The sequence below is a fragment of the Bacillus sp. JS genome (assembly GCF_000259365.1).
GTDB classification, from domain to species: domain Bacteria; phylum Bacillota; class Bacilli; order Bacillales; family Bacillaceae; genus Bacillus; species Bacillus stercoris.
This window is the reverse complement of sequence record NC_017743.1, coordinates 3866144-3881702: the sequence shown is the minus strand read 5'-3', so window position 1 is coordinate 3881702 and position 15559 is coordinate 3866144. Positions and strand designations below refer to the sequence as shown.

16 protein-coding genes are annotated in these 15559 nt (G+C 48.0%); 13 read left to right on the top strand and 3 right to left on the bottom strand.

Features of this window, described 5'->3' with window-relative positions; genetic code table 11:
• Positions 1-380: 380 nt before the first annotated feature.
• The 5 genes from cydA to MY9_RS19670 all read left to right on the top strand — a co-directional run bounded on the left by cydA (position 381) and on the right by MY9_RS19670 (position 7130).
• Entirely contained in the window at positions 381-1787 is a 1407-nt protein-coding gene (gene cydA, locus MY9_RS19690) for a cytochrome ubiquinol oxidase subunit I (RefSeq protein ID WP_014665915.1), read from the top strand.
• Complete coding sequence (gene cydB, locus MY9_RS19685; protein WP_014665914.1) at positions 1771-2787, top strand: cytochrome d ubiquinol oxidase subunit II; 1017 nt, start codon at positions 1771-1773, stop codon at positions 2785-2787. Before cydA ends, cydB begins: the two co-directional genes overlap by 17 nt.
• Positions 2787-4490 carry a thiol reductant ABC exporter subunit CydD gene (cydD, locus tag MY9_RS19680; RefSeq protein WP_014665913.1) on the top strand — a complete coding sequence of 568 codons (1704 nt, stop codon included), beginning with the start codon at positions 2787-2789 and terminating at the stop codon, positions 4488-4490. The genes cydB and cydD overlap by 1 nt, the downstream gene beginning before the upstream one ends.
• Positions 4487-6214, top strand: coding sequence for a thiol reductant ABC exporter subunit CydC (cydC, locus tag MY9_RS19675; RefSeq protein WP_014665912.1), 1728 nt, complete (start codon positions 4487-4489; stop codon positions 6212-6214). The genes cydD and cydC overlap by 4 nt, the downstream gene beginning before the upstream one ends.
• 85 nt (positions 6215-6299) lie before the next feature.
• Positions 6300-7130, top strand: coding sequence for an NAD(P)H-hydrate dehydratase (locus tag MY9_RS19670; protein ID WP_014665911.1), 831 nt, complete (start codon positions 6300-6302; stop codon positions 7128-7130).
• A 14-nt stretch (positions 7131-7144) separates the two neighbouring features.
• Here the strand turns inward: MY9_RS19670 and MY9_RS19665 are convergent, their stop codons facing one another.
• Positions 7145-8518: a cytosine permease gene (locus tag MY9_RS19665; RefSeq protein ID WP_014665910.1), complete on the bottom strand. Its 1374-nt coding sequence runs from the start codon at positions 8516-8518 to the stop codon at positions 7145-7147.
• A gap of 214 nt (positions 8519-8732) precedes the next feature.
• Between MY9_RS19665 and sigY the strand changes: the two genes are divergently transcribed.
• The 6 genes from sigY to MY9_RS19635 are packed head-to-tail and all read left to right on the top strand — an operon-like array spanning position 8733 to position 11636.
• On the top strand, positions 8733-9269 hold the full coding sequence (sigY, locus tag MY9_RS19660) for an RNA polymerase sigma factor SigY (protein ID WP_014665908.1): 537 nt from the start codon (positions 8733-8735) through the stop codon (positions 9267-9269).
• On the top strand, positions 9262-9582 hold the full coding sequence (locus tag MY9_RS19655; protein WP_014665907.1) for a YxlC family protein: 321 nt from the start codon (positions 9262-9264) through the stop codon (positions 9580-9582). Before sigY ends, MY9_RS19655 begins: the two co-directional genes overlap by 8 nt.
• Positions 9579-9785: a sigma Y negative regulator YxlD gene (yxlD, locus tag MY9_RS19650; RefSeq protein WP_014665906.1), complete on the top strand. Its 207-nt coding sequence runs from the start codon at positions 9579-9581 to the stop codon at positions 9783-9785. Before MY9_RS19655 ends, yxlD begins: the two co-directional genes overlap by 4 nt.
• Positions 9782-9970: a sigma Y negative regulator YxlE gene (yxlE, locus tag MY9_RS19645; protein WP_003227293.1), complete on the top strand. Its 189-nt coding sequence runs from the start codon at positions 9782-9784 to the stop codon at positions 9968-9970. The genes yxlD and yxlE overlap by 4 nt, the downstream gene beginning before the upstream one ends.
• A gap of 5 nt (positions 9971-9975) precedes the next feature.
• On the top strand, positions 9976-10863 hold the full coding sequence (locus MY9_RS19640; RefSeq protein WP_014665905.1) for an ABC transporter ATP-binding protein: 888 nt from the start codon (positions 9976-9978) through the stop codon (positions 10861-10863).
• A complete protein-coding gene (locus tag MY9_RS19635) occupies positions 10860-11636 on the top strand; it encodes an ABC transporter permease (protein ID WP_014665904.1) in 777 nt (258 codons plus the stop codon). The genes MY9_RS19640 and MY9_RS19635 overlap by 4 nt, the downstream gene beginning before the upstream one ends.
• Here MY9_RS19635 and MY9_RS19630 read toward each other — a convergent pair.
• Together MY9_RS19630 and katX are read right to left on the bottom strand one after the other, a co-directional pair.
• Complete coding sequence (locus MY9_RS19630; RefSeq protein WP_014665903.1) at positions 11633-12835, bottom strand: MFS transporter; 1203 nt, start codon at positions 12833-12835, stop codon at positions 11633-11635. The two genes, MY9_RS19635 and MY9_RS19630, sit on opposite strands and share 4 nt — an antisense overlap.
• Before the next feature lie 101 nt (positions 12836-12936).
• Positions 12937-14580, bottom strand: a complete 1644-nt coding sequence (katX, locus tag MY9_RS19625; RefSeq protein WP_014665902.1) for a catalase KatX — start codon at positions 14578-14580, stop codon at positions 12937-12939.
• A 129-nt stretch (positions 14581-14709) separates the two neighbouring features.
• Here katX and MY9_RS19620 point away from each other — a divergent pair, with 129 nt between their 5' ends.
• Together MY9_RS19620 and MY9_RS19615 are read left to right on the top strand one after the other, a co-directional pair.
• Positions 14710-15300: a DNA-3-methyladenine glycosylase gene (locus MY9_RS19620; protein ID WP_014665901.1), complete on the top strand. Its 591-nt coding sequence runs from the start codon at positions 14710-14712 to the stop codon at positions 15298-15300.
• A gap of 28 nt (positions 15301-15328) precedes the next feature.
• On the top strand, positions 15329-15487 hold the full coding sequence (locus MY9_RS19615) for a hypothetical protein (RefSeq protein WP_014665900.1): 159 nt from the start codon (positions 15329-15331) through the stop codon (positions 15485-15487).
• The last annotated feature ends 72 nt before the right edge of the window (positions 15488-15559 follow it).

Below are 15559 nucleotides of genomic sequence, written 5' to 3'. Positions count from 1 at the left end.
AGTGCTGAAGCGGGTGTGAGCATTTTGTTCGCAAGGAACGATGTGTTGATGTACGATGATAAAGGGTCATTTATCCTAGCAGCCGACATAAATAAGCAACAAAATAGACAAAAAACCGTCACATAGTATGGGACTTTTTAGGTGTTTTAGACTTTATTTTTGATATGAATCGTTGTAAAGTACTTAATATGAACCAGTCAGAGATTGTGTCATTTTGTCAGTCTAGCAATCTTGCATCATATTGGACGACTTTTTGACACATTTGTGAAATATTGAACAATATTTTTTCGTCTATTTTGTGAATTACTGATCAAAGTTTTGGTTCTATTTGTGAAGTGGTGAGCAAATTACTAGTTTCAACCGGAAATGGAGGAGAAAGCATGAGTGAATTGGTATTAGCCCGCATACAATTTGCATCTACAACGTTGTTTCATTTCTTGTTTGTGCCGATGTCTATCGGGCTTGTGTTTATGGTTGCGTTGATGGAGACTCTTTATCTTGTGAAGAAAAATGAGCTGTATCTCAAAATGGCAAAGTTTTGGGGACACTTATTCTTAATAAATTTCGCAGTCGGTGTTGTAACGGGGATTTTGCAAGAATTCCAGTTTGGACTGAACTGGTCTGATTATTCCCGTTTTGTCGGAGATGTATTTGGCGCTCCACTTGCGATTGAAGCCCTATTGGCGTTTTTTATGGAATCTATTTTTATCGGATTATGGATATTTGGCTGGGACCGCCTGCCGAAGAAAATTCACGCTCTCTGCATATGGCTCGTATCATTCGGAACGATCATGTCATCTTTCTGGATTTTAACAGCAAACTCCTTTATGCAGGAGCCAGTCGGCTTTACGATCAAAAACGGCCGCGCGGAAATGAATGACTTTGGCGCGCTGATCACAAACCCTCAGCTTTGGGTTGAATTCCCGCACGTTATTTTCGGTGCGCTTGCCACCGGGGCTTTCTTTATTGCCGGAGTGAGTGCTTTTAAACTATTGAAGAAAAAAGAAGTGCCGTTCTTTAAGCAATCTTTTAAACTCGCAATGATCGTTGGCCTTTGTGCAGGTCTTGGCGTCGGTCTTAGCGGACACATGCAGGCTGAGCACTTAATGGAATCACAGCCGATGAAAATGGCTGCCAGTGAAGGCCTGTGGGAAGATAGCGGTGATCCTGCTGCTTGGACCGCTTTTGCGACGATCGATACAAAAAATGAAAAAAGCTCAAATGAGATCAAAGTTCCTTATGCTTTGAGCTACTTGGCTTATCAGAAATTCAGCGGAAGTGTCAAAGGGATGAAGACACTTCAGGCTGAGTACGAAAAAATATACGGAAAAGGCGACTATATTCCGCCGGTCAAAACGACATTCTGGAGCTTCCGCATCATGGTTGGCGCAGGCGTTGTCATGATTCTTGCAGCGTTAGGCGGCCTTTGGCTGAACCGCCGCAAAAAGCTTGAAAACAGCAAATGGTATTTGCGCATCATGATCGCTTTGATATCCTTCCCGTTTCTTGCGAACTCCGCGGGCTGGATTATGACAGAAATCGGGCGTCAGCCTTGGACGGTTATGGGCTTGATGACAACGGCTCAATCCGTGTCGCCTAACGTAACAGCGGGCTCCTTGTTATTCTCAATCATCGCATTCGGTGTGATGTACATGATTCTGGGCGCGCTGCTTGTCTTCTTGTTTATCCGTGAGATTAAAAAAGGTGCCGAGCATGATGATCATCATGAAGTGCCTGTATCAACAGATCCATTTAGTCAGGAGGTATACCATGGCATCTCTTCATGATCTTTGGTTTATACTCGTTGCTGTATTGTTTGTAGGATTCTTCTTTTTGGAAGGCTTTGATTTCGGGGTCGGCATGGCGACCCGTTTTCTTGGCCATAATGAATTAGAACGCAGAGTGCTGATCAACACGATCGGGCCGTTCTGGGACGCGAATGAAGTGTGGCTTTTGACTGGCGCGGGCGCCATTTTCGCGGCATTCCCAAACTGGTATGCAACGATGCTGAGCGGTTATTACATTCCGTTTGTCATTGTGCTGCTTGCGTTAATGGGCCGCGGGGTCGCGTTTGAGTTCCGCGGCAAGGTGGATCATTTGAAATGGGTAAAGGTTTGGGACTGGGTCGTTTTCTTCGGCAGTCTGATTCCTCCGTTTGTGCTTGGTGTTCTGTTCACGACATTATTCCGCGGAATGCCGATTGATGCCGACATGAACATTCACGCACATGTATCTGATTATATCAATGTATATTCTATACTTGGCGGTGTGACGGTAACACTTCTTTGCTTCCAGCACGGATTAATGTTTATTACGCTGCGTACGATTGGTGATTTGCAAAACCGCGCCCGGAAAATGGCACAAAAGATAATGGGTGTTGTTTTTGTAGCGGTTCTTGCCTTCGCGGCTCTTTCTGCGTATCAGACAGACATGTTTACACGCCGCGGAGAAATTACCATTCCGCTCGTTGTTTTGATTGTCATCTGCTTTATGCTCGCGGCTGTATTTATCCGTAAGAAAAAAGACGGCTGGACATTTGGGATGACAGGCGCTGGTCTTGCGCTGACCGTGGGAATGATCTTTATTTCCCTATTCCCTCGCGTAATGGTCAGCTCGCTTAAAAGCGCATACGATTTAACAGTAGCTAACGCTTCTTCCGGTGATTATTCGCTTAAAGTCATGTCAATTGCAGCATTAACGCTATTGCCGTTCGTCATCGGCAGCCAGATCTGGAGCTATTATGTCTTCCGGAAGCGCGTCAGCCATAAGGAGCCTATGACTTATTAATGGGAAAAGACCTGTTTCGATATAAAGGAATGAAGCGGATTCTCACCGTGATTACTTGTTTAACGCTGATTCAGACAGCCGCTATTATTATGCAGGCAGAGTGGCTGAGTGAGGCCGTAACCGGACTGTTCAATGGGGAGGGCATTGCCTCCCTGTTTCCGGTGATCGGCTTTTTCCTCATCGCTTTTATCGCCCGGCACGGGGTGACGGTGGCGCGCCAGAAAATCGTCTATCAATATGCCGCCCGGACAGGAGCAGATTTGAGAAAAAGTTTTCTTGATCAGCTGTTCCGTTTAGGCCCCCGCTTTGCAAAGAAAGAGGGGACGGGGCAAATGGTGACGCTGGCGATGGAAGGCATCAGCCAGTTCCGCCGTTACCTGGAGCTGTTTCTGCCGAAAATGGTCAGTATGGCGATTGTGCCTGCGGCGGTTGTCATTTATGTGTTTTTCCAGGATCGTACGTCGGCCGTCATTTTAGTCGCAGCGATGCCGATTCTAATCATTTTTATGATTCTCCTTGGCCTTGTCGCGCAGAGAAAAGCGGATCGCCAGTGGAAATCCTATCAGAGACTTTCCAATCATTTTGTTGATTCTCTTCGCGGGCTGGAGACATTGCGTTTCCTAGGTTTGAGCAAGTCACACAGCAAAAATATTTTCTACGTGAGTGAGCGTTATCGCAAAGCAACAATGAGCACACTCCGGGTGGCGTTTTTATCATCATTCGCCCTCGATTTCTTCACGATGCTGTCGGTGGCGACAGTCGCGGTGTTTCTGGGCCTGCGCCTGATTGACGGCGATATTTTGCTTGGTCCCGCTTTAACGGCGCTTATTCTGGCGCCTGAGTATTTTCTGCCGGTGCGGGAAGTGGGGAATGATTATCATGCAACGCTGAACGGCCAGGAAGCAGGAAAAACCATTCAAGAGATTTTGTCACAGCCTGGTTTTAAAGAAGAGACGCCGCTTCAGCTCGAGACTTGGGGTGATCAGGATGAGCTGAAGCTGTCAGGCGTGTCAGTCGGCCGTTCGGTGTCTGATATTGATCTGTCTTTCAAAGGTAAGAAAAAAATCGGCATTATCGGTGCAAGTGGTGCCGGAAAATCAACATTAATTGATATCCTCGGCGGATTTTTAGAGCCGGATGGCGGGATGATTGAGGTGAATGGCACAAGCCGGTCCCATTTGCAGGACGGCAGCTGGCAGAAAAATCTTCTGTACATCCCTCAGCATCCGTACATTTTTGATGATACGCTTAGCAATAACATTCGCTTCTACCACCCAAGCGCTTCGGCAGAGGATACAGTCCGTGCCGCTGCTGCGGCGGGTCTGACGGAGCTGGTGGATAAGCTTCCTGACGGATTAGAGGGGCGGATCGGGGAAGGCGGCCGGGCGCTCAGCGGCGGACAAGCACAGCGTGTCGCGCTGGCCCGCGCCTTTTTGGGAAACCGCCCGATTCTGCTGCTGGATGAGCCGACCGCCCATCTTGATATCGAAACAGAATATGAAATAAAAGAAACGATGCTGGATTTATTCGAGGATAAGCTCGTCTTTCTCGCGACTCACCGTCTTCACTGGATGCTTGATATGGATGAAATTATCGTGCTTGACGGGGGCAGGGTTGCGGAAATCGGGACTCATGATGAACTGCTGAAGAAAAACGGTGTGTACACCAAACTCGTGAAGGCACAACTGGGGGAAAGAGCATGAAGAAAGAAGAATGGATTCTGCCGTATATTAAGCAAAATGCCCGCCTGTTCGTTCTGGTTATCTTTTTGGGCGCGGTGACGATTTTTTCTGCTGCTTTCCTCATGTTCACCTCAGGATTCTTGATTTCTAAAGCGGCGACAAGGCCGGAAAACATCCTGCTCATTTATGTGCCGATTGTCGCTGTCCGCACCTTTGGGATTGCACGGTCTGTGTCGCGATATGTGGAACGGCTCGTCGGCCATCACATCATTTTGAAAATCGTATCTGACATGCGCGTCCGCCTTTACAATATGCTTGAGCCGGGTGCTTTGATGCTGCGTTCCCGTTTTCGCACAGGGGATATGCTCGGCATTTTGTCTGAGGATATTGAACATTTGCAGGATGCTTTCTTAAAAACGATTTTTCCTGCGATCTCAGCCTTGCTCCTGTATGCTGTGTCAGTGATAGCGCTCGGCTTCTTCTCTTGGCCGTTTGCCATCTTGATTGCGCTGTATTTGTTTGTTCTTGTTGTATTGTTTCCTGTTGTGTCTTTGCTCGTGACGAGAGCGAGGAATGCGAAGCTGAAAAGCGGACGGAATGTACTGTACAGCCGTTTGACAGATGCCGTGATGGGTGTCAGCGATTGGATGTTCAGCGGACGCCGGCATGCTTTTATTGATGCGTATGAAAAAGAGGAACATGATTGGTTTGAGCTTGAACGGAAAAAACAACGCTTTACAAGATGGCGGGACTTTGCTGCGCAATGCCTTGTCGCCGGTCTTATTTTGCTGATGCTCTTTTGGACGGCGGGACAGCAAGCGGACGGCGAGCTCGCTAAAACGATGATTGCCGCTTTTGTGCTTGTGGTGTTCCCGCTGACGGAAGCCTTTTTGCCGCTTTCGGATGCCTTAGGCGAAGTGCCGGGCTATCAGGATTCTATCAAACGCATGAACAGGGTGGCTCCTCAGCCGGAGGCATCACACACAGAATCAGGGGCACAAACGCTTGATCTCCAAGATGTTACCCTGTCCTTTCGTGATGTGACGTTTTCTTATGACAACAGCGGCCAAGTGCTTGACAACTTTTCCTTTACGCTGCGCCAAGGAGAAAAAATGGCGCTGCTTGGCCGAAGCGGCTCTGGGAAATCTACGTCGCTTGCATTAATCGAAGGCGCCTTAAAACCGGACTCCGGTTCTGTGACGTTAAACGGAGTGGAGACAGCGCTGTTAAAGGATCAGATTGCTGATGCGGTGGCTGTGTTAAATCAAAAACCGCACCTGTTTGATACAAGTATTTTGAACAACATCAGGCTCGGAAACGGAGAAGCAAGCGACGAGGATGTGCGCCGTGCCGCAAAGCAGGTCAAGCTGCATGACTACATTGAGTCGCTTCCTGACGGATATCATACCTCTGTACAGGAAACGGGCATCCGTTTTTCCGGTGGAGAGCGCCAGCGGATCGCACTTGCGCGGATCTTGCTGCAGGATACGCCGATCATCATCCTTGATGAGCCAACGGTTGGTCTCGACCCCATCACTGAGCGTGAATTGATGGAAACGGTGTTTGAGGTGCTGAAAGGAAAAACGATTTTATGGATTACACACCATCTCGCGGGAGTGGAAGCAGCCGATAAAATCGTATTTCTCGAAAACGGCAAAACGGAAATGGAAGGAACCCATGAGGAGCTGTTGGCGGCAAACGAACGATATCGCCGCCTGTATCACCTTGATGTTCCTGTAAAATAGAAGACAGCCCTAAAAGGCTGTCTTTTTTGTTTGAAAAAGAAAAGGTGCAGGAAAAATAGGAAGAGAAAGCAGAGGAGGGATAGAGATGAATGTTCCATTTTGGACGGAGGAGCATGTGAGGGCCTCGCTCCCTGAAAGAGATGCCGAGAGCCATAAAGGCACGTACGGTACGGCCTTGCTGCTGGCGGGAAGCGACGACATGCCGGGCGCGGCGCTTCTGGCGGGGCTCGGGGCCATGCGGAGCGGTCTCGGCAAGCTTGTCATCGGTACGTCTGAAAGTGTGATCCCGCTGATTGTTCCTGTTCTTCCTGAGGCGACCTATTGGCGTAACGGCTGGAAAAAAGCGGCGGAGGCTCAGCTTGAAGAGAAGTACCGGGCAATTGCCATCGGATCAGGTCTTCCGCAAACGGAAAGCGTACAGCAGGCAGTCGATCATGCACTTGCGGCGGATTGCCCTGTTGTTTTGGATGCCGGAGCGCTGGCAAAGCGCACGTATCCGAAACGGGAGGCGCCCGTCATCCTTACGCCGCACCCGGGCGAATTTTCCCGCATGACAGGAGTGCCAGTGAACGAGCTGCAAAACAAAAGAGCGGAGCATGCAAAGGAGTGGGCGGCTCGGCTGCAGACTGTCATTGTATTAAAAGGAAATCAAACCGTCATCGCGTTTCCTGATGGCGACTGCTGGCTCAACCCAACCGGAAACGGGGCGCTCGCCAAAGGCGGAACCGGTGACACGCTGACGGGCATGATATTGGGGATGCTCTGCTGCCATGAGGACTCAAAGCACGCCATATTAAACGCAGTCTATCTGCACGGCGCGTGCGCCGAGCTCTGGACGGACGAGCATTCCGCTCATACGCTGCTTGCTCACGAGCTTTCTGACATGCTGCCCCGCGTGTGGAAGCGATTTGAATGATAAAAAAGCTGTCTTCATAGAGAAGACAGCTTTTCTTGATACCCCGCCCGTTTTTTCAGACGCGGTTTCATTAATACATAGTAAAGCACAGAAGGCACGGCCAGGCCGACAATCCATGCGATGTCTCCGCCGCCAAACATTTTGGCTAGCGGTCCGATGTAAAAGGTTGTATTGATAAACGGAATTTCCAACAAGATGGACAGAACGAACGCAATCGTGGTGATCCAATTGACCTTTCCATAAGGCCCGTTTACATCGAACATGGCTTTGACTTGATACTTTCCGTGGCGGACAAAGTAGTAATCGACTAAATTGATGGCCGTCCATGGAATTAAGAAATAACTGATGAAAAAGATGAAACTCAAAAACAGCTCCATAAAATTGCTTTGCCCCAGCAGGCTTAAGACTGTGCCGACAAGCGTGACACCCAGGATCATGGTGATTCTGACTTTGGGCGTGACTTTTAATTTCAGAAACGGCTCCAGCGTTGTTGTCGTGGACATGAAAGCTCCATACAGGTTAAAAACATTGATTGCCATTTGTCCAAATAACACAATGATCAGCATAATAAATGAGAAGGGGCCGAACAATTGGACAATCTGGCTTCCTGAGTTTGCCGTAAAGTCAGGAAGTGCAGTTGTCAGCAAAGCGCCGAGCAGCATCATCCAGATGGAGCTGACAGATGTACCTGCATAGCTGTACCAAAATGTTTTTGAAGCCGGTGTTTGTACTGGCAAATATCTTGAATAATCGGCAACATACGGCGCGTAGGCAAGCTGCCACGTCGCAACTGCGCTGACTGCCACCAAGAAAATGGGCAGATCAACTGCTCCAGGAATCCAGCTGCCTGCCGGAATAGGCAATTGAAAAATAAGAATCGTTGCAGCGAAAAACACAGCAAAAGAGGTCCAAGAAAGGATTTTTTGCATTTTGTGAATCAAATCATGGCCGAAAATGGTGAGTAAAAAACATACGGCGCTTAAGCCTATAATGCTCCATGATCCCGGGATGGGAACAAAGCTGCTTAAGGTTCCGGCCGCCAAAATCGTGCTGCTTGCGAAGAAACCAAGGTAGATAAACATGACTAAGAAGAGGGGAAGAATCGCTCCAATTACGCCGAATTGGGCACGGCTTTGAATCATTTGCGGGATGCCAAGCTGAGGGCCTTGCGCGGAATGAGACGCCATAAATATGGCACCGATTAAGGTTCCGCAAATAATAGCGGCAACACTCCAAAACAAATTAAGTCCCATTGCAACGGGAATCGTGCCGGTCACTAACGTGGTGATATGCATATTAGCCCCGAACCATACGGGAAATAAATCTTTCGCTTTACCATGTCTTTCTTCATTCGGAATATATTCAATCGTTCGCCTTTCTACTTTCAATGCATCGTCCTCCATATTGGATGTTTTTTTGAAATCGACATAAAGTCATAGCTTAACAGACTATGAGGGGGTTTACAAATAAGGATATGCAGCCAAACGTCTGGGAAGCCTGATCTGTCAATGGCTGAAAAGAATTGTAAAAAAAAGATGAACGCTTTTAAATCCGGTGTCGTCACATAAGGCAGAAAAACAAAAAAAGGGGGGATCGCGGCCATTGGATACACACGAAGAACAGCAGCTGATACAACAGGCGAAAGAGGGAGACGACGAAGCGTTTACAGCTCTTTTCCACTATCATTATTCTTTTTTATATAAATATTTGCTAAAACTTTCTCTTCATCCTGACCTCAGTGAGGAGCTCGTTCAGGAAACCTTTTTGAAAGGGTACATTCATTTAAGAAGCTTCCAGGGCCGTTCCAAATTCTCCACGTGGCTGATTTCTATTGCATCCAGGCTCTACCTCGATCACCAAAAAAAGAGAAAGAGAGAATGGAAACGGAATCAGGCGGTTACGGAGGAAGCAATCCGCAAGATCAAGTGGGACGTGTCAGTGAAAGGAGCAGAATGGAGCGAAACGCTCGATCTGTTTTCAAAGCTGGACCCTAAACTGCGCACGCCGGTTTTATTAAGGCATTACTACGGCTATACCTACGCCGAAATCGGGCTGATGCTGCAGATCAAGGAAGGCACGGTGAAGTCCAGAGTGCATAAAGGGCTCCAGCAAATCAGAAAGGAGTGGGACGATGAATAAAGAAAAGGTATCTCTTCATTTAAAATCAGAATTGCAGAAAATTGATGAAACAGCCAATCCCTCTATACCGAATCAAAAAGAACTGCTTTACCAGCTGTCACAAATGAAAGCTGAACGCAGAAGAAAACTGCTAAAAGAGATCATTTTATTTGTATTCTGCGCGCTGATGGTTGTGAGTGCGGCGATCCTGGCATTCACTCAAGCTCCTGCTGTGTTTATTGTACTTCAGGTTTGTGTGCTTGCTATCCTGCCGATTTTGATTGTGACCGAGAAAAAAAGACAGCTCGGGGAATGCGAGGTGGAGCGCCGATGACACAAACAGAAATTGTCATCACGGTTGCGGCTTGTCTCCTCGTAGTGGCGCAGGGAATCTTTTTATTTATTGATGCGAAAAAACGAAATCGCATGGCATGGGTTTGGGGGATTGTCGGATTGATTCAAGTACCGATGCCGCTGATTTGTTATTACTTATTTGTCATTAGGCCGGATCGGAAGAAAAGGGGGATCAAGCAATGAATATTTCTTGGGAAATGATTTTGCCGCTGATTGTATTACAGTTGGCTTTGGCGGTGTTTGCTCTCATCAGCTGCATAAAAGAAGAGCGGACAAACGGGCCAAAGTGGATGTGGGCTGCAATCATCGTATGTATCAATATTATCGGGCCGATTTTATTTTTCACCGTCGGCAGAAAGCAAAGGTGAATGGCATGCTGTCTATTGAGTCATTATGCAAAACATATCGGCATCATGAAGCTGTAAAGAATGTCAGTTTTCACGTAAATGAAAATGAGTGTGTCGCACTATTAGGACCTAATGGAGCCGGCAAAACCACGACTCTGCAAATGCTGGCCGGACTGCTTTGGCCAACCTCCGGAAACATTAAGCTGTTAGGGGAGAAAAAGCTGGACCGGTGTTTGATTGGGTACCTCCCGCAGTATCCTGCTTTTTATTCGTGGATGACCGCAAATGAATTTTTAATATTTGCCGGGCGACTATCCGGTCTTCCAAAGAAAAAGTGCCAAGAGGAGATCGGTGAGATGCTGGAATTTGTCGGTTTGCACGAAGCGGCACACAAAAGGATCGGGGGCTATTCAGGAGGCATGAAACAAAGACTCGGTCTGGCACAGGCACTGCTCCATAAACCGAAGCTTTTGATATTGGATGAACCGGTGTCTGCACTTGATCCGACAGGACGGTTCGAGGTGCTGGACATGATGCGGGAGCTGAAGAAGCATATGGCCGTTCTGTTTTCAACACACGTTTTGCACGATGCAGAGCAGGTGTGTGATCGAGTGGTGATTATGAAAAACGGTGAGGTTTCATGGAAAGGTGAGCTGCAGGAGCTGAAAAAACAGCATCAAACGAACGTTTTTACCCTTACAGTGAAAGAGAAGCTGAAGGGCTGGCTTGAAGAGAAGCCTTACATCTCAGCTATTGTCTATAAGAATCAATCCCAAGCTGTTTTCGAGCTGCCTGATATACACGCTGGCCGGTCCTTATTAAGTGATTGTATCCGGAAGGGATTGACCGTCACCCGTTTTGAACAGAAAACCGAGTCTCTCGAAGACGTCTACCTCAAGGTGGTGCACGCATGAAGGTAATGATAGCGCTATTGCAGAAGGAATGGCTGGAAGGATGGAAAAGCGGCAAGCTGGTTTGGCTGCCGATTGCGATGATGATCGTCGGGCTGACACAGCCGCTGACCATTTATTATATGCCGGACATCATCGCACATGGAGGAAACCTTCCTGATGGCATGAAAATCAGTTTTACGGTGCCCTCCGGGTCTGAAGTGATGGTCAGCACGCTTTCTCAATTCAACACGCTTGGCATGGCTCTGATCATCTTTAGCGTGATGGGCTGTGTAGCCAATGAAAGGAATCAAGGGGTAACGGCGCTGATCATGTCACGGCCTGTGACGGCAGCCCATTATATCGTGAGTAAATGGCTCACTCAAAGTGTGATCGGCATTCTGTCGTTCGCAGCTGGATACGGGCTTGCTTATTATTACGTCCGGCTGCTGTTTGAGGACGCATCATTCAGCCGCTTTGCCGCAAGTCTTGGCCTTTACGCGCTTTGGGTGATATTTATTGTGACTGCCGGCCTTGCCGGAAGCACGATATTCCGGTCTCTCGGAGCAGCTGCGGCTTGCGGGATCGGCTTCACAGCAGCTGTTTCCTTTGCTGTCTCACTATTCCCAGATTATGCGAAGTGGCTTCCGGCCGAGCTTTGCAAGCAGGCGGAGCATATCCTTCTTCATGGAGAGCGTGCAGATTTTTTCGGATGGTCACTCACTTTCTCCATACTGTGCATCATGCTTCTTGCCATGTTTTCTGTGTGGCGCTTCCAGCGGTATGAAAGCTATTAACTAATCATGTTACGTTTTTGCGCGAGCATCACAAAAAAGGCGGCAAATGCCAGCGACCCGGCTCCATAAAAAACTCCCGCAAGCCCGAAAAGCTGTGCAATTTTCCCGGCAAAAAGGGGTCCGAGGAAGATGCCTAGCGCATAAAATGATTGATAAAACCCCATCACTGACATTTTTAAACGGACAGAACTGATTTCGACGACATGGCTTAGCAGCAGAGGAAAAACGAAGCCGAGCGCCAGCCCGATACAGGCGTGTGTGATGCAAACCGTGAACAATGTGGCTGAATAAGGAACATATAGCAAGCAGACCCCGGTGACAGCAAAGCTAATGAGCATCACGGAGTAGGCGATAGGGCTAGTAAAGCGCAGAAACACAAAGCTTAATGTGGCGGCTGCGTGGGGGAGGAAAAAGGCGCTCATCACCCAAAGCAGCTCTGTGTCGCCCATTCCGAGCTGATTGATGTAAAGCGGCGTAAAACCAAACACTGTCATAAATAATACGGCATGAGCCGTCATAGACAAGATGGTGAAAAGCTTCAGCTTTGGCAGCCGCAATGTGTCTTTGATGTATTGATTGACATGGATGGTGTCGCGGTTCGCCGGAGGAGCAGACGGATCTTTAATAAAGCAGCAGATCACCAGACCTGCGGCAGAGGCTGCCAGCGCCATCCAAAAAGGAACCTGCCTCCCTAAATGGGCTGCGGCGAGTCCGCAGAACACAATGCTGACAAACTGAGGCATGACGGTAAAAAATTGCATGATGCCCATTGCTTTTGATGCATTGCCATTATTGAAATAATGTGCGTATAAAATGGTCGCCATCACCCACATAGAAGCAGTAATTCCCGCAAACAGCCGGGCGGCCAGCACGAAGAAGAATGAATCAAACACCAGAAATAGCAGGCTGCTTAGGACGGAAAAGCCGAACCCGGCAATTAACAATTGCTTGCGCAAAGAAAACAGGATATCTGACAGAAGGCCGAGCGGGAAGCGCAGAAGAATTTGCGTGACCCCGTAGCTGCCGAGAATGATGCCGATTGCGCCGTATGAAAAGTGCAGATCCTCCAAATACAGGCTGAAAACAGGAACGTAAATATAGCCTGAAAACCAGAAACAAAATACCATGCATAAAAAAACGGCGTGATCTAAAGCGCCGATTGTTCTTTTCTGAGGAATCAAGTCCTGCTGTAATTCCATTGTTCTCTCCACCCCTTTCCTTCCAGTACAACACAATTATTGAAAGCGTTTCAATAGAAAAATAAAAAACAGGACTTCTAAAAAAGCCCTGTTCGCTGTTTTTAATACGGATCAGATGGATGGCTCTCCTGTTCAGCCTGCTTTGCAGCTTGTTCCGTTTCAGTTGTGCCGATCGGCCCGTTGCTGTTGTTTTCGGAAGCTTTTTTCAGCCCTTCCGCGACGCGTTTTCCATAGTCAGGATCAGCTTTTGTGAAATTCTCAATCATCTGATCCTGAATTTCTTTTCGGCACGTAGAAAGCGTATTCACCAAATTCGTAATCAATTCGTTCCGTTCAAATTCAGTAAATCTCCGGTACGTTTCTCCAGCCTGTCCGAAGTTGTTTGTTCTGTCAATCGCTTCACGCTTTACATCACCTTCAACATGAGGGGTATGGTCTTTTCCATCCTGCTTCGCTTCATTCAGCCCGCCCATAATGGATGGCTCATAGTTGACGTGCGGGTTTTGTCCTTCTGCTCTATCAACCCGATATTGCATTTGCCCGCCTTCCTGGTTGGTGGCGACATGCTTTTTCGGCGAGTTGATCGGGAGCTGCAGGTAATTTGCGCCTACACGGTAGCGCTGCGTATCAGAGTAGGCAAACGTCCGTCCCTGAAGCAATTTGTCATCGGAAAAATCAAGACCGTCGACAAGCACTCCCGTTCCAAATGAAGCTTGCTCCACTTCCGCATGGTAGTTTTCCGGATTTTTGTTAAGCACCAATTTGCCGATCGGTTTCCATGGGAAATCGTCTTTATACCACAGTTTTGTCGGATCAAGAGGATCAAAGTCCAGTTCAGGATGTTCATCATTACTCATGATTTGGGCATACACTTCCCACTCCGGATAATCGCCATTTTCGATCGCGTCATATAAATCCTGTGTGGCATGGTTAAAGTTTTTCCCTTGGATCTCTTCTGCTTCCTTCTGTGTCAGGTTGCGGATACCCTGCTTCGGTTCGAAATGGTATTTCACGAGAACGGCCTTGCCCTCCTCATTTACCCATTTATAGGCATGTACCCCTGAACCCTGCATTTGCCGGTAGTTGGCCGGAATGCCCCAAGGCGAAAACAAGAAAGTGATCATATGCGTCGCTTCAGGAGACTGAGAAATGAAATCAAAAATACGTTCACCATCCTGGATGTTGGTCACTGGATCAGGCTGAAATGCGTGTACAAGATCCGGAAATTTCAGCGGGTCGCGGATAAAAAAGATTTTCAGGTTGTTCCCGACCAAATCCCAGTTTCCGTCTTCTGTATATAGCTTTACGGCAAAACCGCGCGGATCTCTCAATGTTTCAGGTGAGTGTTTTCCATGATTCACAGTTGAAAAACGGACAAATGCCGGCGTTTTCTTGCCTTTTTCCTGAAAGAGCTTGGCCCGGGTGTATGTTGAAATCGGTTCGTCTCCGAAGCTTCCGTACGCTTCAAAATACCCGTGTGCACCTGCTCCCCTGGCATGAACAACGCGCTCTGGGATACGTTCCCGGTCGAAGTGGCTGATTTTTTCGAGAAAATCATAGTTCTCAAGCGTTGTAGGCCCTCTGTTCCCGACGGTTCTCACATTTTGGTTGTCAGTAACAGGATGCCCCTGCCTGTTCGTTAAGGTATCCTCTGACTCATTTTTCCCGGACGTCTTATGAGAAAGCGCATCCTCGCTGCCCCGGGCATTTGATCCGTGCTGCTTGTTATGATGATCATCTTTCAATGGGTTGACCCTCCTTTTTTGAACGGTAACAATATTCCCTGAATGGAAAGATTTTAAAACAGCCGTTTTTTTTCATCTGCTTCGGGAATGGTACAATGTACAAAAATCGGTAAAAGGAGAGGTCGATTCGTGATAAGAGAAAAAAATCCGCTGCCCATCACGTTTTATCAAAAAACAGCTCTTGAGCTTGCCCCATCGCTTCTCGGCTGCCTTCTTGTAAAAGAAACAGACGAAGGCATAGCGTCAGGCTATATTGTGGAAACAGAGGCCTATATGGGGGCTGGGGACAGAGCGGCACACAGCTTTAACAACCGCCGGACGAAGCGGACTGAAATCATGTTTGCAGAAGCTGGGCGGGTGTATACATATGTGATGCACACTCATACATTGCTGAATGTCGTTGCCGCGGAAGAGGATGTCCCGCAAGCGGTATTAATCAGGGCGATTGAGCCGCATGAAGGCCAGCTGTTAATGGAGGAGAGAAGACCGGGCAGGAGTCCTAGGGAATGGACAAACGGTCCCGGAAAGCTCACAAAAGCGCTTGGCGTCACGATGAATGACTATGGGCGCTGGATCACGGAAGAGCCGCTTTACATTGAAAAAGGGTACACACCGGAGCAGATTTCAACCGGTCCGCGCATCGGCATCGACAACAGCGGGGAGGCCCGCGATTATCCATGGCGTTTCTGGGTGACGGGAAACAGGTACGTGTCGCGTTAGCATGTTTAAGGAAGAGGCAATCAGGGGAATGGTTGAGAAAAAAGAAGGGAGAATCGGAGCTTTGAAAAAGATGATCAAAACCGTTATCAAATGGGCGCCGCTCATTTACCCGATTGTTCGAAAAATCATGAAGGATCGAAAGGCATCTAAACAAAAGAATATGTCAACATCCAGAACAGCCGGCTGACCCCGGCTGTTTTTTTATGGGTCAGTTTTCCTCTCGTCCTCCGGATGTTCATTGACTTGCCATTCTCTCCAT

Coding starts and splice junctions, on each gene's coding strand:
- MY9_RS19640 (WP_014665905.1), top strand. CDS start 9,976: ATGCTGTCTATTGAGTCATTATGCAAAACATATCGGCATCATGAAGCT.
- yxlD (WP_014665906.1), top strand. CDS start 9,579: ATGACACAAACAGAAATTGTCATCACGGTTGCGGCTTGTCTCCTCGTA.
- cydB (WP_014665914.1), top strand. CDS start 1,771: ATGGCATCTCTTCATGATCTTTGGTTTATACTCGTTGCTGTATTGTTT.
- MY9_RS19615 (WP_014665900.1), top strand. CDS start 15,329: ATGGTTGAGAAAAAAGAAGGGAGAATCGGAGCTTTGAAAAAGATGATC.
- MY9_RS19635 (WP_014665904.1), top strand. CDS start 10,860: ATGAAGGTAATGATAGCGCTATTGCAGAAGGAATGGCTGGAAGGATGG.
- cydA (WP_014665915.1), top strand. CDS start 381: ATGAGTGAATTGGTATTAGCCCGCATACAATTTGCATCTACAACGTTG.
- cydD (WP_014665913.1), top strand. CDS start 2,787: ATGGGAAAAGACCTGTTTCGATATAAAGGAATGAAGCGGATTCTCACC.
- MY9_RS19670 (WP_014665911.1), top strand. CDS start 6,300: ATGAATGTTCCATTTTGGACGGAGGAGCATGTGAGGGCCTCGCTCCCT.
- cydC (WP_014665912.1), top strand. CDS start 4,487: ATGAAGAAAGAAGAATGGATTCTGCCGTATATTAAGCAAAATGCCCGC.
- MY9_RS19630 (WP_014665903.1), bottom strand. CDS start 12,835: ATGGAATTACAGCAGGACTTGATTCCTCAGAAAAGAACAATCGGCGCT.
- yxlE (WP_003227293.1), top strand. CDS start 9,782: ATGAATATTTCTTGGGAAATGATTTTGCCGCTGATTGTATTACAGTTG.
- MY9_RS19655 (WP_014665907.1), top strand. CDS start 9,262: ATGAATAAAGAAAAGGTATCTCTTCATTTAAAATCAGAATTGCAGAAA.